20 protein-coding genes and 3 pseudogenes are annotated in these 22547 nt (G+C 65.2%); 10 read left to right on the top strand and 13 right to left on the bottom strand.

What is annotated here, in order from left to right; translation table 11 throughout:
* Positions 1–47: 47 nt before the first annotated feature.
* The 6 genes from rpsP to OKW44_RS34795 all read left to right on the top strand — a co-directional run bounded on the left by rpsP (position 48) and on the right by OKW44_RS34795 (position 4435).
* Positions 48–302 carry a 30S ribosomal protein S16 gene (gene rpsP / locus OKW44_RS34770; RefSeq protein ID WP_013090118.1) on the top strand — a complete coding sequence of 85 codons (255 nt, stop codon included), beginning with the start codon at positions 48–50 and terminating at the stop codon, positions 300–302.
* Positions 303–436: 134 nt separating this feature from the next.
* Positions 437–1171, top strand: coding sequence for a ribosome maturation factor RimM (gene rimM / locus OKW44_RS34775; protein ID WP_018421345.1), 735 nt, complete (start codon positions 437–439; stop codon positions 1169–1171).
* A 25-nt stretch (positions 1172–1196) separates the two neighbouring features.
* Positions 1197–1964: a tRNA (guanosine(37)-N1)-methyltransferase TrmD gene (gene trmD / locus OKW44_RS34780; RefSeq protein ID WP_018421344.1), complete on the top strand. Its 768-nt coding sequence runs from the start codon at positions 1197–1199 to the stop codon at positions 1962–1964.
* A gap of 149 nt (positions 1965–2113) precedes the next feature.
* A complete protein-coding gene (gene rplS / locus OKW44_RS34785) occupies positions 2114–2500 on the top strand; it encodes a 50S ribosomal protein L19 (protein WP_013090115.1) in 387 nt (128 codons plus the stop codon).
* Between the two features lie 87 nt (positions 2501–2587).
* The gene (locus OKW44_RS34790; RefSeq protein ID WP_018421343.1) at positions 2588–3346 is read left to right on the top strand and encodes an NUDIX hydrolase; all 759 of its coding nucleotides are present in this window, start codon (positions 2588–2590) and stop codon (positions 3344–3346) included.
* A gap of 150 nt (positions 3347–3496) precedes the next feature.
* Entirely contained in the window at positions 3497–4435 is a 939-nt protein-coding gene (locus OKW44_RS34795; RefSeq protein ID WP_018421341.1) for a CobD/CbiB family protein, read from the top strand.
* A 72-nt stretch (positions 4436–4507) separates the two neighbouring features.
* Here OKW44_RS34795 and OKW44_RS34800 read toward each other — a convergent pair whose 3' ends face one another.
* From OKW44_RS34800 to OKW44_RS34810, 3 genes are read right to left on the bottom strand one after another with little or no spacing between them, the layout of a single operon-like run.
* On the bottom strand, positions 4508–4828 hold the full coding sequence (locus tag OKW44_RS34800) for a putative signal transducing protein (protein WP_018421340.1): 321 nt from the start codon (positions 4826–4828) through the stop codon (positions 4508–4510).
* A 1-nt stretch (position 4829) separates the two neighbouring features.
* Complete coding sequence (gene rsgA / locus OKW44_RS34805) at positions 4830–5828, bottom strand: ribosome small subunit-dependent GTPase A (RefSeq protein ID WP_018421339.1); 999 nt, start codon at positions 5826–5828, stop codon at positions 4830–4832.
* On the bottom strand, positions 5825–7084 hold the full coding sequence (locus OKW44_RS34810) for a M48 family metallopeptidase (protein ID WP_018421338.1): 1260 nt from the start codon (positions 7082–7084) through the stop codon (positions 5825–5827). Before OKW44_RS34810 ends, rsgA begins: the two co-directional genes overlap by 4 nt.
* 226 nt (positions 7085–7310) lie before the next feature.
* On the opposite strand from OKW44_RS34810, the gene orn reads away from it, so the two are divergent.
* A complete protein-coding gene (gene orn / locus OKW44_RS34815; protein ID WP_018421337.1) occupies positions 7311–7922 on the top strand; it encodes an oligoribonuclease in 612 nt (203 codons plus the stop codon).
* Between the two features lie 38 nt (positions 7923–7960).
* On the opposite strand, the gene mog is transcribed toward orn, so the two are convergent.
* Entirely contained in the window at positions 7961–8602 is a 642-nt protein-coding gene (gene mog / locus OKW44_RS34820; RefSeq protein WP_018421336.1) for a molybdopterin adenylyltransferase, read from the bottom strand.
* A complete protein-coding gene (gene yjgA / locus OKW44_RS34825; protein WP_018421335.1) occupies positions 8583–9200 on the bottom strand; it encodes a ribosome biogenesis factor YjgA in 618 nt (205 codons plus the stop codon). Before yjgA ends, mog begins: the two co-directional genes overlap by 20 nt.
* Positions 9201–9350: 150 nt before the next feature.
* Here yjgA and pmbA point away from each other — a divergent pair, with 150 nt between their 5' ends.
* Entirely contained in the window at positions 9351–10721 is a 1371-nt protein-coding gene (gene pmbA, locus OKW44_RS34830) for a metalloprotease PmbA (RefSeq protein WP_026225964.1), read from the top strand.
* Positions 10722–10818: 97 nt separating this feature from the next.
* On the opposite strand, the gene OKW44_RS34835 is transcribed toward pmbA, so the two are convergent.
* From OKW44_RS34835 to OKW44_RS34865, 7 genes and pseudogenes are all read right to left on the bottom strand, one after another.
* Entirely contained in the window at positions 10819–11319 is a 501-nt protein-coding gene (locus OKW44_RS34835) for a dihydrofolate reductase (RefSeq protein ID WP_018421333.1), read from the bottom strand.
* A gap of 71 nt (positions 11320–11390) precedes the next feature.
* Positions 11391–12093, bottom strand: a pseudogene (locus tag OKW44_RS34840) (sigma 54-interacting transcriptional regulator); the annotation flags it as partial.
* Between the two features lie 207 nt (positions 12094–12300).
* Positions 12301–13014 carry a C39 family peptidase gene (locus tag OKW44_RS34845; protein ID WP_018421330.1) on the bottom strand — a complete coding sequence of 238 codons (714 nt, stop codon included), beginning with the start codon at positions 13012–13014 and terminating at the stop codon, positions 12301–12303.
* 105 nt (positions 13015–13119) lie between these two features.
* Positions 13120–14511, bottom strand: coding sequence for a FapB/FapC family functional amyloid domain-containing protein (locus OKW44_RS34850; RefSeq protein ID WP_018421329.1), 1392 nt, complete (start codon positions 14509–14511; stop codon positions 13120–13122).
* 25 nt (positions 14512–14536) lie between these two features.
* Positions 14537–15208, bottom strand: a complete 672-nt coding sequence (locus tag OKW44_RS34855) for a FapB/FapC family functional amyloid domain-containing protein (protein WP_429412349.1) — start codon at positions 15206–15208, stop codon at positions 14537–14539.
* A pseudogene (locus OKW44_RS34860) lies at positions 15205–15758 on the bottom strand (FapA family amyloid fibril periplasmic chaperone). Before OKW44_RS34860 ends, OKW44_RS34855 begins: the two are co-directional and overlap by 4 nt.
* A 119-nt stretch (positions 15759–15877) precedes the next feature.
* Complete coding sequence (locus OKW44_RS34865; protein ID WP_018421326.1) at positions 15878–16354, bottom strand: hypothetical protein; 477 nt, start codon at positions 16352–16354, stop codon at positions 15878–15880.
* 539 nt (positions 16355–16893) lie between these two features.
* On the opposite strand from OKW44_RS34865, the gene OKW44_RS34870 reads away from it, so the two are divergent.
* Both OKW44_RS34870 and OKW44_RS34875 read left to right on the top strand, forming a co-directional pair.
* A complete protein-coding gene (locus OKW44_RS34870) occupies positions 16894–18288 on the top strand; it encodes a sigma-54 dependent transcriptional regulator (protein WP_018421325.1) in 1395 nt (464 codons plus the stop codon).
* A gap of 336 nt (positions 18289–18624) precedes the next feature.
* The gene (locus OKW44_RS34875; protein WP_018421324.1) at positions 18625–19596 is read left to right on the top strand and encodes a thymidylate synthase; all 972 of its coding nucleotides are present in this window, start codon (positions 18625–18627) and stop codon (positions 19594–19596) included.
* 113 nt (positions 19597–19709) lie between these two features.
* Here OKW44_RS34875 and OKW44_RS34880 read toward each other — a convergent pair.
* Positions 19710–22407 (bottom strand): annotated as a pseudogene (locus OKW44_RS34880) (DUF6600 domain-containing protein).
* Positions 22408–22547 lie beyond the last annotated feature (140 nt).

Below are 22547 nucleotides of genomic sequence, written 5' to 3' on the forward strand. Positions count from 1 at the left end.
ATCGCGTGTTTCAGTCGTTCCGAACCCCGGTTTTCAAGGATTCTAGTATGGTCATCATCCGCTTGGCTCGTGGCGGCTCCAAGAAGCGCCCGTTCTACAACATCGTCGCCACCGACTCGCGTAGCCGTCGTGACGGCCGCTTCATCGAGCGCGTCGGTTTCTACAATCCGGTCGCTACGAAGGGCGAGTCCCTGCGTATCGCTCAGGATCGCCTGACGTACTGGCAAGGTGTTGGCGCGCAACTGTCGCCTACCGTCGAACGTCTCGTGAAGGAAGCACAAAAGGCACAGCCGGCTGCTTGATATGGCGGCCCGCAGGCGTATCGTCGTCGGTTCGGCCGGCGGCTCGCGCAACTCTCGTGAGCAGTCCGATGCGCAATTTGTTTTACTGAAGCAGACGCCAAAGCTGGCTGCGAAGTTGTTGTCGAGGTTATTCGATGTCTGAGCGTGATTCCGGCAGTTCTGGTAGCGTCAAGGCAGCTTCGCGGACAAAGGCGTCTGGTCAGGCGTCGTTCGGTGCATTCGTCCGCAAGCCGGTCGAACGAACCGACGGCAAGGCGAAAGAGGCGCAAGCCAATGCCGCGAACGCCGGTTTCGAAGCTGCAGAAATGTGCATCGAAACGGCGGCAAGTTGGCCGGCCGATGCGGTCGAAGTCGGCGCAATCGTCGACGCCTATGGTCTCAAAGGCTGGGTCAAGGTAGCCGCGCATGCGGATGCCGGGCAAGGCGGCGACGTCTTGCTGAGCGCGAAGCGCTGGTGGCTGCTGAAAGGCCAGGAGCGCAAATCGGCGCCGTCCTTGCAGGCCAAAACACATAGCGACAGCGTGGTCGCCCGTCTGGGTGGCGTCGCTGACCGCGATACGGCGTTGGCTTTGCGCGGTTCTCGCGTATACATCGGCCGTAGCGAATTTCCGGCGCTCGAAGCCGACGAATTCTACTGGGTCGATCTGATCGGCCTGGACGTGGTGAATCTCGCCGGGCTCAACCTCGGCAAAGTCGCCAGCATGATCGACAACGGCGCGCAGTCGGTGCTGCGCATCGAATATCCGGCTACCGACAAAAACGGCAAGCCGGTCGCAGGCGAGCGTTTGATCCCGTTTGTCGGCGTCTTTGTCAAAACGGTGGACCAGGCGGCAAAGCAAATCGTCGTCGACTGGGAAGCTAACTATTGAAATCTATCGTTGAGTGGGGAGAGCGATGCAGTTCGATGTCGTGACGCTCTTTCCAGAAATGTTCCGCGCCCTGACTGACTGGGGTATCACCAGCCGGGCCGCGAAGCAGCAGCGCTACGGGTTGCGTACGTGGAATCCGCGCGATTTCACGACCGACAACTACCGCACGATCGACGATCGCCCATACGGCGGCGGCCCTGGCATGGTTATGCTGGCCCGGCCGCTCGAAGACGCGATCAGTGCCGCGAAAGCGGCGCAGTCGGAGCAGGGCATCGGTGCGTCGCGCGTCGTGATGATGTCGCCGCAAGGCGACACACTGAATCACGAGCGCGTGATGAAGTTCGCGGCCGAACCCGGTCTGATCCTGTTGTGCGGGCGCTACGAAGCGATCGACCAGCGTCTGCTGGACCGTGTCGTCGACGAAGAAGTAAGCCTTGGCGACTTCGTGCTGTCGGGCGGCGAGTTGCCCGCGATGGCGTTGATGGATGCGGTCGTGCGTCAGTTGCCTGGCGTGCTGAACGACTCACAGTCGGTGGTGCAGGATAGCTTCGTCGATGTGCTGCTCGATTGTCCACACTACACGCGTCCCGAGGAATACCAGGGCGTGCGGGTACCTGATGTGCTGCTCGGCGGCCATCATGCGGAAATCGAAGTGTGGCGGCGGCGCGAAGCATTGCGCAACACGTTGAACAAGCGGCCCGATCTGATCGTGAAGGCCAGAAAGAATAGAATGCTGAGCCGTGCCGACGAGGCGTGGCTCGCGAGTCTCGCGAAGGAAGAGCCGAAGGCCTGAGGCCCCGGTCTTTCGAGCGGACACAAGGCGGTGCCGCACATGCGTGTGCGGTGCCAGATGTGAACCCATCCTCTATCGGGGCCGTAGCCCAACGCAGTAAGCGCGTGAGGCAGGTACGAACGCCGACAAGATGGATCTAGGAGTCAGTGATGAATCTGATTGCAAAACTCGAGCAGGAAGAAATCGCGCGCGTTCTCGGCGAAAAGACCATTCCGGATTTTGGTCCCGGCGATACGGTCATCGTCAGCGTGAACGTGGTTGAAGGCACGCGTAAGCGTGTGCAGGCTTACGAAGGCGTCGTGATCGCCAAGCGTAACCGTGGTCTGAATTCGTCGTTCATCGTACGTAAGATTTCGTCGGGTGAAGGCGTCGAGCGTACGTTCCAGACGTATTCGCCGCTGCTGGCTAGCATCGTCGTCAAGCGTCGCGGCGATGTGCGTCGTGCGAAGCTGTACTATCTGCGCGAGCGTTCGGGCAAGTCGGCTCGAATCAAGGAAAAGCTGGTCTCGAAAGACCGCGCTGCTTCCCAAGCGTAAATGCTGTAAGAAAAAGCACCCCTCGCGGGTGCTTTTTTGTTGGCCAGGTCAAAATAGCGGCATGTCCCCGCTCATCAGAGAGACCCGTTGATCCGCCCCGTCTTTGAACCCGAAACTCTGCCTGTCATCGCGACAGGCGCCGGTCTGCCACCGGTCGCGCGCGAGCGTCTGACGTCCGATGCACTGCGGGCGCGCTTTGATCGGCAGCTTGCCTGGACACCCGAGAAAATTGCCGATGCGCCGTGGCGCAATACCGACCTCGATCCGCGCGTGGCCGCGGTGCTGGTGCCGCTCGTCGTGCGCGCGCGTGGTCTTACCGTGTTGCTCACGCAGCGCGCGGACCATCTGAACGATCACGCCGGTCAGGTGAGTTTTCCCGGCGGCCGCCAGGAACCGTTCGACGCTGATGCGACTGCAACGGCTCTGCGCGAAGCGCGCGAAGAGGTGGGCCTCGACGCGTCGCACGTCGAAGTTCTCGGCGCGTTGCCCGACTATCTGACTGGCACCGGCTTTCGCGTGTCGCCGGTCATCGCTCTTGTGCACCCGCCGTTCTCGCTGGAGATCGATACGCTCGAAGTGGCCGAGGTCTTCGAAGTGCCGCTCGCGTTCCTGATGGACCCGTCCAACCACGAAGAGCGCCTGTTCCGCTACGAGGGCGGAGAGCGCCGCTTCTTCGCGATGCCGTATCCGCGCGGCGAATTGACGGTGGCTCCGGAGGCCGCCGAGCAGCGCGGCGCGCACCATGCGCAGACGGTCACGCCAGCAGCCGTGCAAGGCGGCCATCATTTCATCTGGGGCGCGACGGCGGCGATGCTGCGCAACCTGTATCGGTTCCTCGCCGCATAAATTACGTGACTCGCGTGGCCGCGTCGACGATGCATAGTTGCGCGAACGACGCACTTGTCGGCGCTTTGTCAGCATCCGCGTTCAGACTCATCCGACCCTGTGCTATCGTTATAAAACAATCGTAAAAACTTAAAAAGCACGGCGCATCGCATGACTTTTTTCTCCGTATTGCTGGCTCTGATCATTGAACAGGTACGCGCGCTGTCGCCGAACAATCCGGTGTCCGCGTTGCTTCAATACCATGCGGAGTCGGCGGCGCACGGATTCGATGCTGGCAAGCAACGTCACGGTCTGCTCGCGTGGCTCGTCGTGGTGGTGCCCTGGACGCTCGTGGTCGCGCTCGTCTACTACGTGCTGTATCACATTCACTTCATGCTCGCGTTCCTGTGGAACGTCGTGGTGCTGTACTTCACGCTCGGCTTCCGGCAGTTCAGCCATTACTTCACCGACATCCATCTCGCATTGAACAATGACGACGTGCCACGCGCGCGCGAAATTCTCAACGAATGGACCGGGCTCGAGACCGTCGACATGCCGGTCAGCGAGATCGTGCGTCACACGCTGATCCACGCGGTGGTCGCGTCGCATCGCCATGTGTTCGGCGTGTTCTTCTGGTTCCTGATTCCGGTCGGTCCGGCTGGCGCGGTGCTGTACCGTTGCGCGGAATATCTCGCGCGCGCATGGGCGCGGCCGGCCGACGACCGCACCGTCGCGTTTTCGAGCTTCGCGCAGCGCGCGTTCTTCGTGATCGACTGGGTTCCGGCGCGGCTGACATCGCTGGGCTTTGCGATCGTCGGCAATTTCGAGGATGCGATTTACGCGTGGCGCAATCATGCGCGGCAGTGGCCCGATACGAACGACGGCGTGTTGCTCGCCGCGGGCAGCGGGGCGCTCGGCGCGCGCCTGGCCGGGCCACTCGCGGAGCCGTCGAGCCTCGACGCGCTCGCCACCGGCGACGGCGGTCCGATGCAGGTCGGCGACGACTGCACGCCGCGCACGCTGCAATCGGCAGTGGGGCTGGTATGGCGTGCAGTCGTACTGTGGATGATTCTGCTGTTGATGCTGACGATCGCGGTGTGGCTCGCCTGAAGCGGCCAAGCCACGCGCGCAGCATAAGAAAAAGCCGGGCAATGCCCGGCTTCTTCAATTCCCGACTCCGCTTCACCCCTTCAACGAATCGCGCACAGTCCCGCATTGCCAGCACACGGTGAACTGCGCCTCGAGCACCTCGCCGCACTGCTGACATTGCCATGGAGGCGCGCCCGGCGCCGGTCCTCGCGAGGCCGCTTCGATCAGCCGCCGCGCGATCGCCTCATCGCGCTCATCGACGAGCCACAGCTCCGGCGCGCACTGGTCGGCCGGAATCTCGCCGAGCGCACCGTTCAGATAGCGGTTGTGCAGCTCGCAAGCGATGCCCGCGGTCTCCAGCACGTTGACCCAATGCTGTCCGATGATCAGGTTCGGCGCGCGCATCAGTTTCATGTCAGCGGACAATCTGGCTCGCCTCGTGCACGAGCTGCGCATAAAGCGCATGCCGTTCGCGGCGGATGCGCCCGTCGGCGACCGCTTCGAGGATCGCGCAGCCAGGCTCGTGCAAGTGATGGCAGTTGTAGAAACGGCAGTTTGGAAGCAGCGGCCGGAACTCGGGGAACGCGCGTTCGAGCCGGCCTTCGGACAGGTGATGCAGGCCGAATTCCTGAAAGCCCGGCGAGTCGATCAGTGCGCCGGCCGCGCCGTTGACGCCATTCACGCCGGTCGTGCTCTCCGACTGCGGCAGCGGATAAAGACGCGTGAACGTCGTGGTATGGCGCCCGCTGTTCAATGCGGTCGAGATCTCGCGCGTCGCAACTTCGGCATCGGGAATCAGCAGGTTCACGAGCGTCGATTTGCCCATGCCGGACTGGCCGAGCAGCAGCGTCGCGTGACCATGCAGATGTTCGGTCAGCGTGGCGCGTGCCGCCTCGGGCTGCATCCGGATCGACGCTTCGAGCACCGGATAGCCGAGCGCGCGATACGGCTCGAGCCGCTTGCGCGCGCCGTCCAGAGCATCGGTGACGTCGATCTTGTTCAGCACGATCAGCGGCTTCAATTCGTTCGCCTCGGCGGCGACGAGCGCGCGGCCGAGCAGATCCTCGCTGAAATGCGGCTCGGTGGCGAGCACGATCAGCAACTGGTCGAGGTTCGCGGCGAACAGCTTCGACTTGTACTGATCCGAGCGATACAGCAGATTGCGCCGCTCGCCGATCTCGACGATCACGCCTTGATCCGCCGAGGTCGGCTCATAGATCACGCGATCGCCGACCGCGACCTCGCTGCGCTTGCCGCGTGGGAAACATTGCAGCAACGCGCCGCCGTCTTCAGGAGCGACCAGATAGTGGCGGCCGTGCGCGGCCACCACGAGGCCACCCGTGCGCACGCCGTACATGCCGGATGCGGTGGCCGACGCGCCGCGCGACGCCTTCTTCGGAGCGCGGCCGCTCATGCGTGCTGCAGCAGTCGGTCGATCCGCTGCGAGGCCGGCGGATGCGAATAGTAGAACGCGGTGTAGATCGGATCGGGCGTCAGCGTCGACGCGTTGTCCTCGTACAGCTTGACGAGCGCGTTGACGAGATCGTGCGCGTCGGTTTGCGTCGCCGCGAACGCGTCGGCTTCGAACTCGTGCTTGCGCGAGCTGAGACTGCCAAGCGGCGTGACGAAGAACATGAACACCGGCAGCGCGAGGAAGAACAGCACGAGCGCGAGTCCGCTATTGCCGCCGACGAGCGACGGCCGCACGCCGAGCCCTTCGTAGAACCACACGCATTGCGTCAGCCAGCCGAGCAGCGCGAGCATCGCGAGGCTGATCGCGAACGTGACCAGCATGCGCTTCATCACGTGACGACGCTTGAAGTGGCCGAGCTCGTGCGCGAGCACCGCTTCGATCTCGCGGCCCGACAGGCGCGCGAGCAGCGTGTCGAAAAACACGATGCGCTTGCTCGCGCCGAAGCCGGTGAAGTACGCGTTGCCGTGCGCCGAACGGCGGCTGCCGTCCATCACGAACAGGCCCTTCGCGGCGAAGCCGCAGCGCTTCATCAGCGCCTCGATGCGGGTCACGAGCGCTTCATCCTTCAGCGGCTCGAACTTGTTGAAGAGCGGCGCGATGAAGGTCGGGAAAATCAGCAGGCCGAACATCTGGAACGCGACCCACACGACCCATGCCCACAGCCACCACAGGTTGCCCGCGCGGTTCATCAGCCACAGCACGACGAACAACAACGGCAGGCCGAACGCGATGCCGAGCAGCACGCCCTTCAGGCGGTCGAAAAAGAACAGGCTTTTGCTCATGCGATTGAAGCCGAAGCGTTGCTCGACGACGAACTGCCGGTAGTAATCGAACGGCAGGTCGATCGCGCTCGTGATCGCGATCACAGCGGCAACCAGCGCGATCTGACCGACGTAGCCGCGGCCGAGCCAGTCGGAGATCGCGAGATCGAGCATTTGCACGCCGCCGAGCAGCGTGAGCCAGATCAGCACGGCCGCGCCGACGACGATCTCGACCATCGCGAGCCGCGTGCGCTCGACCGTGTAGTCGGCCGCGCGCTGATGCGCGGTGAGCGCGATGGTGTTCGCGAACTGGCTCGGCACCTGTTCGCGATGCGCGACGACGAAGCGGATCTGCCGCGAGGCGAGCCAGAGTTTGGTGCCGACCATCGCGACGACGGCGACGACGAACAGGGCGGTGAAGTACAGGGTAGGCATCCGGGGATTCCGTGGTATCTATGCGAGAATTATATGTTTCTTCCCGCCTTGCGGCGGAATACGGTTTAACGCGACGGTTCAACGCAACAGCACCGGGTAGCAGTTCAGGGCGGCGCTTTGGCGCGGCCGGCCCGGCTCGAACCGCGCGAATCGATTTCAAACGAACACATGCCGCGCCGCGCGGGTTGCCAGCTAAGCCCGCCGCGCGGCCCTCAGGGTTGCCTTCATGACTGACATCCTCGCATCCACCGAACAGCCGCCGCTCGTGCGCAGCGACATGAATCTCGTCTGGCTGGACATGGAAATGACCGGGCTCGCGCCCGACACCGACCGCATCATCGAGATCGCGGTGGTGGTGACGAATTCGACGCTCGACAGGATGGTCGAAGGTCCGGTGCTCGCGATTCATCAGAGCGATGAAACGCTCGCGAAGATGGACGAGTGGAACCGGAACACGCATGGCCGCTCGGGGCTGATCGATCGCGTGAAGGCGTCGACTGTCAGCGAGGTCGACGCGACCGCGCAAATCCGCGAGTTCCTCGGCCAGTACGTGCCGCCCGGCAAGTCGCCGATGTGCGGCAACTCGATCTGCCAGGACCGCCGCTTCATGGCGCGCTGGATGCCGGATCTGGAGAGCTTCTTCCACTACCGCAACCTCGACGTGAGCACGCTGAAGGAGCTGTGCCGGCGCTGGCAGCCGGTCATGTACAAGGGCTTCCAGAAGCGCGCGATGCATACGGCGCTGGCCGATATCCACGAGTCGATCGACGAGCTGAAGTACTACCGCGAGCATTTCCTCGTGCCGTCGGCGCCGGACGCCGCCGCCAGCGCTCAGTAAAGCGCGGGCCTGCACGGGCAGGCCACGAACCTCGAACCTCAGTCTTGCCGCGGCGCGCGTTGCGCGCTTTTCGGCCGGAACGCCTTGACCACGTCGACGTTCGTTTCTACGTAAGGGCCGCCGATCAGGTCGATGCAGTACGGCACCGCCGCGAAAATCCCTGTCACCTTGACCATGCCGTCATCGCGCAGGCCTTCCAGCGTTTCCCTGATCGATTTCGGCTGGCCGGGCAGGTTGATGATCAGCGCGGCGTGTCGTTCGGTTTCGCGGATCACCGCGACCTGGCGCGACAGGATCGCGGTCGGCACGAAATTCAGGCTGATCTGCCGCATCTGCTCGCCGAAGCCGGGCATCTCCCTGGTTCCGACAGCGAGTGTCGCCTCGGGCGTCACGTCGCGGCGCGACGGTCCGGTGCCCCCGGTCGTCAGCACCAGATCGCAGCCCACTTCGTCGACCAGCTCGATCAGCGTCGCCGAGATGGTCGGCGCATCGTCGGCGATCAGCCGCGTGACCACCTGCCATGGCGAGCTCAAGGCCGCGCCGAGCCACTCCTGCAGCGCCGGAATGCCCTTGTCCTCGTACACGCCCGTCGACGCGCGGTCGCTGATCGACACGAGGCCGATCACGATTTCGTCGGGGTGCTGACGTTGCTTACGTTGATCAGGCGTCGCGGTCGTCATCGTCGTCTTCCGCGGCGAGGTTGGGGTCGTGCGCGTCTTCCGCTTCGTCGTCGGTGCCTGCCGCGCTCTTCACCCACTGGAACAACTCGCGGAAGTAGCGCGGCGGCTTGCTCTGCTCCGCTTCCTTGCGCGCGTTGCGGATCAGCGTGCGGCCCTGCTGCGGGTCGGCGCTCGGGTGCTGGCGGATGAATTCGGTCAGCGCGGCGTCGTCGGCAAGCAGCTTCTCGCGGGTGCGCTCGATCCAGTGGAGCTTCGCCGTTTCCGACTTGTTGATGCCCTTGTAGGTGTCGAGCGCGGTGCGCAGCGCGGCGGTTTCGGTGTCGAGCAGCGAGCGCATCACGCGGCCGACGTACTGGATCTGGCGGCGCTTGCCTTCGTGGTCGGTGATGCGGCGCGCTTCGCGCACGGCTTCGTCGAGCTTTTCGGGCATCGGCATGCGCTTGAGCGCGTCTTTCGGCAGCGCGACGAGTTCCAAGCCCAGATCCTGCAGCGCTTGCATTTCGCGCTTGACCTGAGACTTGCTCGGACGATCGTAGCCGTTTTCGTCGACTTCCGTGACGACGGATTCGATCGGTTGAATGCGGGTTTTGCGTGTCATGCCGGTATTGTAACTTGCCGCGCCGGCCCGACCCGCGGCGGCGCGTACCTTGCTATGATCGCGGGATGCATTTATCCCGAACCCGCGCGCCTGCGCCGAATACGGTGCGCATACCCACGGCCGCGCGGCCCCAACAGGACGGCAACCACAATGGCAGCAGACATGGACGTCAAGCAGCGCTTTTTTCCGCATACCCAGGATGAGCTGAAGGAAATCGCCTCGGACATCCTCCGTCACGCGAAGGCGCTCGGCGGCACCGATGCCGCGACCGAAATCTCCGAAGGCGACGGCCTGTCCGTCTCGGTACGGCGCGGCGAAGTCGAGACCATCGAGCACAACCGCGACAAGATGGTCGGCGTGACGGTGTTCATCGGCAACAAACGCGGTAACGCCAGCACCTCGGACTTCTCCCCGCAGGCATTGAAGGACACGGTCGCGGCCGCCTACAACATCGCGCGCTTCACCGCCGAAGACAATTGCGCGGGCCTCGCCGAAGCCGAGCTGCTCGAAACCGCGCCGCGCGATCTCGATCTGTACCACCCGTGGAATCTGTCCGCCGACGAAGCGGTCGAAATCGCGCGCCGCGCGGAGGACGCCGCGTTCGCGACCGATCCGCAGATCAAGAACTCGGAAGGCGCGAGCGTGTCGGCACAGCACTCGCAGTTCGTGCTGGCGACCTCGCGCGGCTTCCTCGCCGGCTATCCGTATTCGCGCCACTACGTCGCGTGCGCGCCGATCGCCGGCAGCGGCCGCAACATGCAGCGCGACGACTGGTACACGTCGACGCGCAGCGCCGACGAGCTCGCCGATCCCGAAGCGGTCGGTCGTTACGCGGCGCAGCGCGCGCTCGCGCGCATCGGCGCGCGCGGCCTCGACACGCGCAAGGTGCCGGTGCTGTTCGAGGCACCGCTCGCGGCGGGCCTCCTCGGCGCGTTCGTGCAGGCGACGAGCGGCGGCGCGCTGTATCGCAAGACCTCGTTTCTGGTCGACAGCCTCGGCAAGCCGGTGTTCGCGCCGCACGTGCAGGTGGTTGAAGACCCGCACGTCGCGCGCGCGATGGGCAGCGCGCCGTTCGACGAGGAAGGCGTGCGCACGCGCCAGCGCTCGGTCGTGAAGGACGGCGTCGTCGAGGGCTACTTCCTGTCCACCTACTCGGCGCGCAAGCTCGGCATGAAGACCACCGGCAACGCGGGCGGCTCGCACAACCTGTCGCTGCTCAGTTCGAACACGCGTCCCGAAGACGACTTCGAGGCGATGCTGAAGAAGCTCGGCACGGGCCTGCTGCTGACCGAACTGATGGGGCAGGGCGTCAACTACGTGACCGGCGACTACTCGCGCGGCGCGTCGGGTTTCTGGGTCGAGAACGGCAAGATCCAGTATCCGGTCGAGGAAATCACGGTCGCGAGCACGCTGCAGGAGATGTTCCGCCATATCGTCGCGATCGGCGCGGATACGATCACGCGCGGCACCAAGCAGACCGGCTCGGTGCTGATCGAGCGGATGACGATCGCGGGGCAGTAAGCCACACGGCTCGTTCCAGCGCAGCCCCGTATCAAACGAAAACGCCACGCAACTGAACGTTGCGTGGCGTTTTTTATCGCTTGCGTGGCGCGCGCCGTCAGACGTCTTTGCGCTGATACGTGACGAATGCGTAATCGAAGTCGTTGGGCGCATTCGAATGATGCGCTTCGCGCGCGATTTCTTCCCACACCTGCGGGTCGATCGCGGGGAAGGTCGCGTCGCCGTCGAAGTCGGCGGCGATTTCGGTGACGATCAGCTTGTCCGCATGGCGCAGCCCTTCGTCGTAGAGCTCTGCGCCGCCGATCAGAAACGCCTGCGGCGCCTGGTCCTGCGCGGCGAGCGCGAGCGCTTCGTCGAGATTGGTCGCGGTGTCGCAGCCCTGAAAGCGTCGCGAGGCATCGCGCGTGACGACTATATTGCGGCGTCCCGGCAGTGGCCGGCCGATCGATTCATGCGTTTTGCGGCCCATGATGATGGGCGCGCCCATCGTCGTGCGCTTGAAGAATTTGAGGTCTTCGGGCAGTCGCCAGGGCAACTGGTTGTCGCGGCCGATCACGCCGTTGCTGGCGCGAGCGACGATCAGGGTGAGCGTCGTCATCGAATGGAAAGAGGAGGGTAACCGGGCGATTCTACCCGAGCCGTCGATGCACACCGACGCGTACCCGCCGCTCACTTTCGCGCCGGCCCGTCCGCGGCGAACGCTCCCTTGTCGTCGGCGCTGCCCGGTTCGCGCAAGCCGTGCACGCCCATCAGCCGATACAGCGTCACGCGGGAAATGTTCAGATCCACCGCCGCCTCGTTCAACCGGTGCCGATGGCGCAGCAGCGCGGCCTCGATCGCGCGCTTCTCGGCAGCCTCGCGCGCCTGCGTGAGCGTCATGCTTTCCTGCTCGGTGTAGCCCGCGAGGTCGAGGTCGTCGGCCGAGATCAGCTTGTTCTCGGCCATCACGATCGCGCGGCGCACGCGGTTGATCAGCTCGCGCACGTTGCCGGGCCAGTTGTAGTTGTAGAGCGCCTCGATCGCCGACGGCGTGAAGCCGCGAATCTTGCGCGCGTTGTCGGTCTTGAACTTGTGCAGGATGTGGTACGCGAGAATCTCGATGTCGCGCCCCGCGCGCGCAGCGGCGGCTCATCGACGCGCAGCACGCACAGGCGATGAAACAGATCCGCACGGAACTGGCCCTCGCGCATCGCGCCGTCGAGATCGACGTGGGTCGCCGAGATGATGCGCACGTCGACCGGAATCGATTCGCGTCCGCCGAGCCGCTCGATCTTGCCTTCCTCAGAAAGCGCAGCAGGCTCGCCTGGCTTTCGAGCGGCAGATCGCCGATCTCGTCGAGAAACAGCGTGCCGCCGTCTGCAGCCTCGTCGCGCCAGCGTATTTGCCGGTCTGGGTCGCGAGCACGTCGTCGCCGACGAGTTGCACCCGCAGGGGCGCGGCGCCTGGCTCGGGCGCTATCGAAAGTTCGGGAGCCGGTGGCGAGGCGGCGCCCTCCGAAGCGTGGGCAAGGCTGCTTGCGCCGCAGGCGACGGCGCAGAGCACGAACCCAAGCTGTGTGAAGTGTGACTTCATGGCGGGATCAGAACATGTCTGCCTTGTTCAAGCCGTACTCGAAAAAGGGAGTCGCGGCGGTGCCGGCTGCCAGCGCAGCGGCGCGCAGCTTCAGCGCGAGCGACTCGTTGTCCTGCAACAGTGGTGAATCCTCCCTGAAGGGTTTGCCGAGGACCGCGAACACGAGACCGTTCCAGGTCTTCGCGAAGTCCTCTTCGAGCACGATGCGATTGCCGAGCGCCGGGTCCGCGATGAACACGCGGCCGTCCTGCGCATGTTTGACGATCACGAAATGCTCGTAGCCGTCGATGTTCATCAGGACCATCACGGGGATCTGAAGATGGTGGAGCGCTTCGACGTTGACGCGAAAGCCGCGGCCGCGCAGTCCGATGGTCTCGACGAAGTGCTTCATGTCGAGCATCGAGAAGCCGTTCTTGACGACGACTTCGGGCGTTGAAAAGACCGTCATCTGGCGAATCAGTTCGGTTTCCGGAATATCGATGCCGAAGCCGTACTTGAGGAGGGTGGCGAGCGCCGCCCCGCCGCAGCTGTAATCGAATTGCTGATTGACGATGTGGCTGTAGCGCAGGTCCTTCATCGAACGGACCGTCTTCGTCAACGGCACGCCGACGAACGTGGACGTGTCGATGCTCGACTGTGCGGCGGCGTAATCCGCGCACAGCACGCACCCTGCCAGCGCTACGGCGAACGGTAGCGCCGGGAACCCCTTGAACCCGGTCATGCTGGTCTCCTGCCCGATCCGCGCCGGCAGCTTCTATGGCTGCCGGCGCGCCCCTCCGACTGCTTTGTGCTTCTTCTGCTTGCCCGCGCTCGCCGCGTCGCGTGCTTACTTGCCGCTGTTCAGCGCCGCGATGGCGAGGCCGTTGTGCTGCAAGTTGCCCGCGCCGCCGGCGATGTTCACGCCGATGTTTCCGGAGGCGCCTTTCAGCGTATCGGCACCCAGACTCGCGGTGCCCTGGAATTGCCCGTGGACGGTCATCGTCGCGGATTGCGAGTTGTCGTCCGTCGCATCCATCGCGGTGATCAGCGCCTTGCCCGGCGAGGTCGTCGTCACGGCGCCGGCAAGCGCGTTGTCCTGCGCGTTGCCGATACCGGAAGCGATGTTCACACCGACGTTGCCCGTCACACCCGACAGCGACCCGTTGCCGACCGACGCGTTCAGATTGAAGTTGTGAATCGTTGCGCTGCCGCCCGAGGACTGCACGTTGAAGGCCTGCGCGTTGCCGAACACGTTGCCGACGTCGACCGAGGCGAGCGACACGTCGTTGCTCTGCGCGTTGTCGATGCCTTCCGCGATGTTGATGCCGAGGTTGCCCGACACGTTGCTGGCTGCGTTGGTGCCGGTGGTTGCATTCAGCGTGGCGGCAGCTTCGTTGTTGATGTGCTGCGTGATCGAGCCGCCCGTCGTCACGTCGGTCGTCGACATGCCTGCGTCGATGCCCCATGCGGCGCCATACGAGTCGCTCGACGACGAGCGGCTGCGGGAGTAGCCCGACGATTGCTCGCCGACCATCGCATAGCCGGAGCCTTCGCTCGCTTTGAAGCCCCACGAATGGCCTTGCCCGGACGCTTCGCTTGCTTCGAAGCCGCCGGCGACGCCCGACGAGTTCGCGTAGCTCGATTCGCGATAACCGGCCTGCAGGCCGCCGCGGGCGCTGAACGAGCCGCTGCCGTGCGAGAACGTGTTGTGGTCCTGATAGCTGTAGCCGCCGCCGATCGAGCCGCCGGCAGACAGATGGCCGCCAGAGTTCTGACTTGTGTGCGAGAAGCTGCCCGCGATACCGGCTGCCTGCTGGCTGGTTTCATAGCCGCCGCTCGTCACGCTCGCGCTCTGGTTGCCGTACGCATAGCCGCCGGACGCTTCGAAGCCCTGCGAGCCCGAGCTCGACGACGTATGGTTTTGTGTCGTGAACGCGAATGCCGAGCCGCCGCCTCTGACCGACGTTCTGCTGTTGTTCAGCGTCGTGGTCACGTTGCCGCTGGTGTAGGTCTGCGCCTGCGGATCGAGCGTCGCATTCACGTTGACGGTCTGATTGTTGTTGATCACCGCGTTAGCCGTGCTGGACACATGCACGCAGCCAAACAGTCCGACCAGACCTTCGACGCCGACCATCTCGCCGACGACCGTCGTATTGAACAGGTAGGCCTTCTGCGGCGCGGCAAGCACGCTGCCGGATGCGGCAACGAGAACGGCCGTGGCAATAAGAGTGCGCTTCATGATTCGCTCCGATACTTAAGTGTGGTCAGTTAAAAAAAGTGCCCGCCGGGGGACGGAGCACAAAACTGTTTGCCGTGGCATTACCGGCGCCGGCTGCCTGGTTGATTTGCACGATTCCGTTCGCGTTGCGAAAGGCATCGCTGAAAATGCTTGCCTCGCGCTGCACGCCGTGAATCGCGTTCGACCGCCCCGGACTGCCGTTTTTCGGGGCCGTCGCGGAGAGCTCCCCATCCGGGACGGTCTCGACTCCGAGCGCCGCAGTCCCGATCTGGGTACTGTTGCGCTGCAGATTCCCTACTCCGGCCGACTGGTTCATCAGCACCGCGCCGGATGTGTTCGAAAACGCACTGGCTTCGATCGACGCCTGCGCGCGCGGCACGTTCGCGGCCACCGACGCGCTTTGCACGCTCGCGTTCGCGTTGCCGACCGCGGCGCCTTTCGTCACCGTGATCTGGTTGGCCTGCGCGTTGTCGGGGCCAGCCGTTTCGTTGACCGTGAGCGCGCCCGTCGCGCCCATGCCCGCGCCGCTGCCGATCGTCGCGATGGCGCCGACGATGGGTATCGCTTGCGCCTGCGCGTGAGCCGTGCCGGCGACGAACGCAGCGACGCCCATGCACAGGCACGCGCACACGCGCAGGGCCGGGCGTGCCGCAGCGATTTGCAGCGAGCGAAGCGAGGGGCGCAGGCGTGCGCTCATTTCAGGCCTCCGAGCGCGCCGCCGAGCACGTTCGATAGCGGCGCGAGCGCGCCCGTCACCGACGAGCTGATCGCGCCGCCGACGCCCGTCGCCGGTCCGCCGATGCCGCCCGAGTTCAGCGCGGGATCGTGTTGCCGGTCGCCTTGCCAGAGAGGATCTGCGTGACGGCCCGCATGCCGGTGCCTCCGGGTACGCCGCCGGCGGCGACGCCGTTCGAGCCGTGCGCGTTCGTCAGATCGGTGTCGCCGACGAGTGTCGCGATCGTCGGATCGAACGAGTTGGCCGGGAACGTGGTGGCGCGCACGGCGACCGGGTCCTGGTCGCGCGGCACGGGGACGAACGCGTCACGCGGCGTGACGCTGCGCTCGACGACGATGTCGCCCGGATTGGCGACCTGCTCGGCATAGGCATGGCTTGCGAAGCAGGCGGTGACGAGGACGCTGGCGAGAAGGGCGGTGCCGGCCGAAGCGGGGCGCGGCAAGACGGGAGCGTTGCTGAACGACGCCGCCGGCAGCACGAGGGCGTGCGGCGTCTGCTGGTTCGTGCTCATGTCCCGGTCCCTTCTCTCTTGTTACTTGTGTCCCGCCGTCGTGGGGCGCGTCACCTCTCGCGCGGCCACCGGTCCTGCATTGCCTGGTTATTTGCCGTCTGTTCGTTGCTTCGTCCTGCTTACTTGCGCTGGTATGTCGCGACGTTGCCCTGGGCGGCGCGCGCGGCATCGATGGGCACCGGCAGCGGCGAGGGTGGCGCGATCTCGTCCCACAACGTCACCTGGTTGCCGCCGCTTTGCATCAAGCGAGGCGTCGCGGCGACCATCAACATGCCGACCGCGCCGCCGCGTTGCCGCGACAGCATCTGGTCATCGAGCGAAATATCGTTCATGGATGCAGCATCGGCAGCCGGGGTCGACGGGTTGGCGGCAATCTGGCTATCGTCCTCCGCGGCAACCGGCGTGGTGGCTTGCAGGCTGGCGCAGGCGGGGTCGGCGGCATCGCTGGAATCCGTCAGCGTGGCGAATCGCGCCGGGGCGGCTTGCGCTGTCGGGGTGCCGGCACTCGCCGGCAGGGCGCTGAACGCGAGAACTGCGCAGATCGCGAAGGATGGTGCGCGGCGGCTTATCAGATCGATGCGTAATGCGAGTCGCATGATGTGTCTCCCTGGTGCACGCCAATTAGCGAAACATGTGCCATCACTCGCAATCCATTGATACGCCCGGCGCCAACCAGCACAAACGAGACTAATGCGTTCCAAATCGGCAAAAAACGTTGCAGTGCTGAAACGGATCAGCAGAAAATACCTATAATTCGTTAATCCACGAGGTAACGAAATACTGTCGCGAGAACGCCACGAAAAGCGCTTCCACTAATGTTTTATTTGTCGGCTGAATAAATCGCGATCAGCCGCTAAGCCTTGATGGGCAACGGGTCCATCGATTAAATTCGCATAATTGTTTTCGAAGCGGCGCGCGTATAGTAAGCTCTCGAAAACAGCTTCAAATTTAAAAAAGGCCCATATCGGGCCGTCTCGAACACACACGCCGCTTTCTTGGGGATCAGCTGTCCGCACGGAATGGAATGGCCGTTCGGGTTTTGCGATTCGCGAATCCTGGACGAGTCAGCGTGTCTGAACCGCAATTTCAGGTGCATGCGTCGTCCTTAACGTTCGTTGACGAGAGGATCTGAATAATGGAACCCGCAACGCGGCAACTGATTTACGTTTCGCGTGACCCGAGCGCGGAACTGAATACGCGTTTTATGCAGCGTGGCTGGCATGTCGAAGTCGTGGGATCGGCGCGCGATGCGCGCCGGGCAGTGCGCACCGGCTCGGCTGCTGGCGGCCTGCTCGATCTGTCCAGTGATTTCCAGCCGCACGAAATCGCCGCTTTTGAATCCTGTTTGACCATGCCGAACGTCGGCTGGGTCGCTGCCACTACGCCTGGCCAACTCCAGGACGCCGCGTTGCGCCGGCTCGTGCGCGACTACTGCTTCGATTACGTGACGGTGCCGTCTTCGGGCGACCGTATCGTCGACTCGGTCGGTCATGCGTACGGCATGATCTCGCTTAGCGAAACGGCGTCGCACGACGGCTCGCAAGGCGCCGAGGGCGAGATGGTCGGCTCGTGCGACGCGATGCTCGCGCTGTTCCGCTCGATCCGCAAGGTCGCGATGACCGACGCGCCGGTGTTCATCTCCGGCGAATCGGGTACCGGCAAGGAGCTGACGGCAGTCGCCATTCATGAACGCTCGGCGCGGCGCAACGCGCCGTTCGTGCCGATCAATTGCGGTGCGATCCCGCCGCATCTTCTGCAATCGGAGCTGTTCGGCTACGAGCGCGGTGCGTTCACCGGCGCGAACCAGCGCAAGATCGGCCGGGTCGAGGCGGCCAACGGCGGCACGCTGTTTCTCGACGAAATCGGTGATCTGCCGCTCGAAAGCCAGGCGAGCCTGTTGCGCTTCCTGCAGGAGCGCAAGGTCGAGCGGCTCGGCGGCCATAGCGCGATCGACGTCGACGTGCGCATCATTTCGGCCACGCACGTGGACATGACCGCGGCGATGATCGAAGGGCGCTTCCGTTCCGACCTCTATCACCGCCTCTGCGTGCTGCAGATCGACGAGCCGCCGCTGCGCGCGCGCGGCAAGGACATCGAACTGCTCGCGCGGCACATGCTCGAACGTTTCAAGAAGGATGCGAGCCGCCGCCTGCGTGGCTTCGCGCCCGACGCGATCGCCGCGCTGCATAACTACGGCTGGCCCGGCAACGTGCGCGAGCTGATCAATCGGGTGCGGCGCGCGATCGTGATGTCGGAGGGACGCGCGATCACCGCGCGCGACCTCGAACTTGCCGAATACGTCGAGATCGTGCCGGTGTCGCTCGCGCAGGCGCGCGAAGCGGCCGAGCGTCAGGCGATCGAGCTTGCGTTGCTGCGGCATCGCGGGCGGCTCGGAGACGCGGCGCAGGAACTTGGCATCTCGCGAGTGACGCTGTACCGGCTGCTGTGCTCGCACGGCATGCGCCATATGGAAGGTGAGCCGATGTCGGCGCCGCACGGCGATTTGCCGGCGTCGGTGCAGCATCTGTAGGCGGCGCGGGCGAGCGGCGAGACTGGCGACGTGGCATGTGAAGGTCTGGCGCGTCGCCGTGGGTCTCGGGCTGTGCCGGTTCGGACGGATTGTCTGTGCCTTCCGGGCGCAGCGACGCCAGCCGGCAAGCGTCGCGTCGAAGCACTTTTGCATGCACGTGTTTGCCGCTCGTATATCGCGTACCGCGGTGTTTTCCTTTCCGTCTGATATTTCCCTCGATATTCCCCATGCGGCGCGCCATGCTCCGGCGGCGCGCGGTCGCGCTTGTTAGAATCGGGTTTTGCTCAATTCCGTGAGCGCGCCTGATCGGGTTCGCGCCGCGCCGAAGGAAACTGCATGAAACAATACCTCGACCTCGTCCGTACGATTCTCGACACCGGCACGTGGCAGGAAAACCGCACCGGCATCCGCACCATCAGCATGCCCGGCGCGATGCTACGCTTCGATCTGCAACAAGGCTTTCCAGCGGTCACGACGAAGAAGCTCGCGTTCAAGTCGGCGATCGGCGAGCTGGTCGGGTTTCTGCGTGCTTCGCGCAGCGCCGCGGATTTCCGCGAGCTCGGCTGCAAGGTGTGGGACGGGAACGCGAATCAGAACGCGCAGTGGCTCGCCAATCCGTACCGCGAGGGCCCGGATGATCTCGGTGATGTCTACGGCGTGCAATGGCGCAAGTGGCCGGCCTACAAGGTGCTCGACGCCAGCGCGAGTGCGCAACTCGCTGACGCGCAGGCGCGCGGTTTTCGCATGATCACGCAGTTCGACGAAGAAGGCCGCTCGAAGGTGCTGCTTTACAAGGCGATCGACCAGCTGCGCCAGTGTCTCGACACGATCATGCAGAACCCCGCAGATCGACGCATTCTGTTCCATGCCTGGAACCCAGCCGTGCTCGACCAGATCGCTCTACCGGCTTGCCATCTGCTGTACCAGTTTCTGCCGAACGTTACGCGTCGCGAAATTTCGTTGTGCCTGTATATCCGCAGCAACGACGTCGGGCTCGGCACGCCCTTCAATCTGACCGAGGGCGCGGCGCTGCTGCATCTGGTCGGACGGCTGACGGGCTATACGCCGCGCTGGTTCAGCTATTTCATCGGCGATGCGCATATCTACGAGAATCAGCTCGATATGCTGCACCAGCAGCTCGAGCGCGAGCCGTACGAGAGTCCGCGGCTCGCGATTTCCGATCGTGTGCCCGACTACGCGAAGACCGGCGTGTACGAGCCGGAATGGCTCGAGACGATCGAGCCTGCGGATTTCTCTTTGGTCGGCTATCGGCATCACGAGCCGCTGACGGCGCCGATGGCGATCTGATGCCGGTGGGAGCGGGGCGGTAGCGCTCGCCCTCTTCGTCGTCGAATCACAAAAGCCCCGCGATGGTTTGCATCGCGGGGGCTTTTTTATTGCCGGGACGGCAGGCGTCCTGCTCAGCTCTTGTGACGCTCGTCGCGACTGCCGCCGCCCTGGCGCTGCTCGGCATGTTGCGGTTGCGGCTGGGGTTGCGGACGTGGCTGCTGCACCTGCTGGGGCCGCGATTCGGGGCGTGGCTGCTGCATCTGCGGACGCGGCTCGGGCCGGGCTTGCGGCATCGGCTGCGGACGCGGTTCGAAATGCGGCTGCTGCGCCTGCTGGAACTGCGGTTGGGGCCGAGGCGCCTGCGGCATCGGCTGTGGACGCGGTTCGACTCGCGGCTGCTGCGCCTGCTGGAACTGTGGTTCGGGCCGAGGGGCTTGCGGCATCGGCTGCGGACGCGGCGCGAAGTGCGGCTGCTGTGCCTGCTGGAATTGCGGTTCGGGTCGAGGAGCTTGCGGCATCGGCTGCGGACGCGGTTCGACTCGCGGCTGTTGCGCCTGCTGCATTTGTGGTTCGGGATGCGGTTGCTGCGGCGGGAGGGCGCGCGGCGCCTGTTGCGTCACAGGCGGATGCCAGTTTGGCACACGCGCCTGTTGCTGCGCGGCCGGGTTGTCCGGCGGATGGGGCACACCAGAGTGTTGCGCGAAGCTCGGCTGTTGCGGGCCGCCCGGCTGCGCCATGCGCGGTGCCTGCTGCGCCATCGGGGTATGCGGCTGCGTCCATGCCGGCTGAGACCTGCCGACCGCGCCCCATTCCTGCGGCGCGCCGCGCTGCCGTGCGTACGCCGCCGCGTTGGCTGAATTCCCACCGGCTGCTTGCGGCGGCCGCGGCACACCATTCGACGGATGGCCCATATTGCCCGCGAGCCCGCTCTCGCCAGGCTGCGGCGCACGCGGATTGCCGACCATCTGCGGCGGCATGCCCGGACGCGCTTGCGGCGCTTCGCCATGCGGCCCCACGACGCCGGCTTCGCCGGACCGCTGGCCAGCCTGCTCGACGCCATGCGGCCCGTTACCGACCATTGCGCTGGGGGCGCCAGGGCGCGCCAGGCGCACCCGCCGCCATCCCCGGCGGACGTCCCGGCACGTGTGATTGCACGACCCGCACGTTCGCCATCGGCAGCGCGCTCGGTGCGCCGGTCATATGCGCCGGCACTGCGGTGCGCACGACCGGCTGGCCGCCGCCGGGTACCCGACCGCCGCTTTGCGCGAAGCGCTGCGCGAGCTCGTCGTGATAAGCGGCCGGCATGACGGGATTGCGAGTCGCGACGACCGGCCGGCCGACGACGCTCGCCGGTGGCCGGTAGTTCGCGCGCCGCAGATCCGACCCGAAGCTTTCGCGCACCGGCGCGATCCCCGGTGCGCCCGGGTTGATCCGCGCGTTGCGCCACTGCGCCGGATCGACCTTCTGCGAAAAGCGTCGGACTGGCTGACCGTGGACGAACGCTGTCGCCGGCACGGCCGTCACTCCCCCCGGCACGCGATAGTTCACGTACGCGTTGTGGATGTTCACGTTGCGGCGGTAGTCGTTGACGATCGTCGTGCGGTTCACGCGGTTGTAGTACCCAGCGCTCCAGCGGTCGTGACCGCCCCAATGCGGATGCCACCGCTCGCCCGGCCCGAGCGGAAACCACGCGACGCCCGCCGCGATGACCCCGCCGACCGCCAGGTTCACACCCCAGTCGACACCGCCGTCGTCGTCGCCGACGAATGCGACCAGCGCCGGCGCATAGACGGGCGCCGCGTCCGCTTCGAGCGGACCTGGCACCCAGGCCCACGTGCCGTCGACCTCGGCCCAGCGGCCGTAGTGGTAGGGCGCGAAGCCCCAAGGTTGGTCGTCGACCCAGGTCCAGCCCCACGGCGCCTGCCAGACCCAGTGGCCGTCGTGATACGGCGCCCAGCCGGCCGGCGTCGCGTTCGGCATCCACACTTCGCCGTACTGCGGCGTCTCGCGCCATGTGCCGTTGGCATCGAGGTCCTCGTAGCCGGGGATGTCGCGCGACACGTAGCGCGCCGACAGCGAGCGGTCTTCGGTGGCGTCGCGGCTGGCGGCCCACTGGTCGAGCTCGTCGACAGCGGGCGCGCGGTTGTCGGCGAGCTGCTGCAGGCTGGTGCCGGCAAAGCGGATCTGCTGACCCGCCGCGACCGGCACCTGGCCGCCGTCGCCGTACGCGATCGCGCTACCGCTGCGCACGGTGACGGTCGTGCTGCTGCCGTCCGGCGCGACGTCGACGCGGTAGTCGCCTGGACCATTCACGCCGAGCGCAAGATTCGGCGTGTCGATTTCATACGACGACCCCGGCGCGAGCTCGCGCACGCGCGTCGATAGCGTGCCTTGCGCGACTTTCAGTTGCGCGGTCGTGTCGTCGAGATTGAGCACGTCGAGGCTCGTGTTCTGGCCGAGGCGCACCGCGGTCGAGCCGATGTGCAACTCGGAGCGTGCGTTCTGGTCGTTCCATAGCTGGTCGCCGGTTGTCAGCGGCCGGTTGATCTGCGCGTACGACCAGTCGGTCGCGCCGGCGGGCTCGGTGGTCACGGCTCCGGCCGTGTAGTTTAGCCGCGCGATGCGCCCCGGCGGGTCGCCGCCCGACGGAGCGCCGCCCGACGGATCGCCGCCCGGCCCGACGGCCGCCGCGGCTTGTGGTGTGGGTGTCGCTTGCTGCGCCAGGACGCTCTGCGCCGCGAGTGCAACGACGGCGGTCGCAATCAGCGTATATCCGCTCATCCGGCGTCGGATCCCGGCTTGCTGCACGGGCTGCTTGGCGTGTGTCATGACTGATCTCCGACGGACGTGGCAATGGGCCGGGTCCGTTAAGTCACTGTAGCCGCCGCCTATGTTTCAAGACTCGCTCATTTGTAAGGTGGATTCGCTGGCGTGTAACAAAAGGTCTCGCGACGTCGGGCCGCCGGCAG

Origin of the sequence: Paraburkholderia lebeckiae, assembly GCF_050436325.1 — a bacterium.
Lineage (GTDB): Bacteria > Pseudomonadota > Gammaproteobacteria > Burkholderiales > Burkholderiaceae > Paraburkholderia > Paraburkholderia tuberum.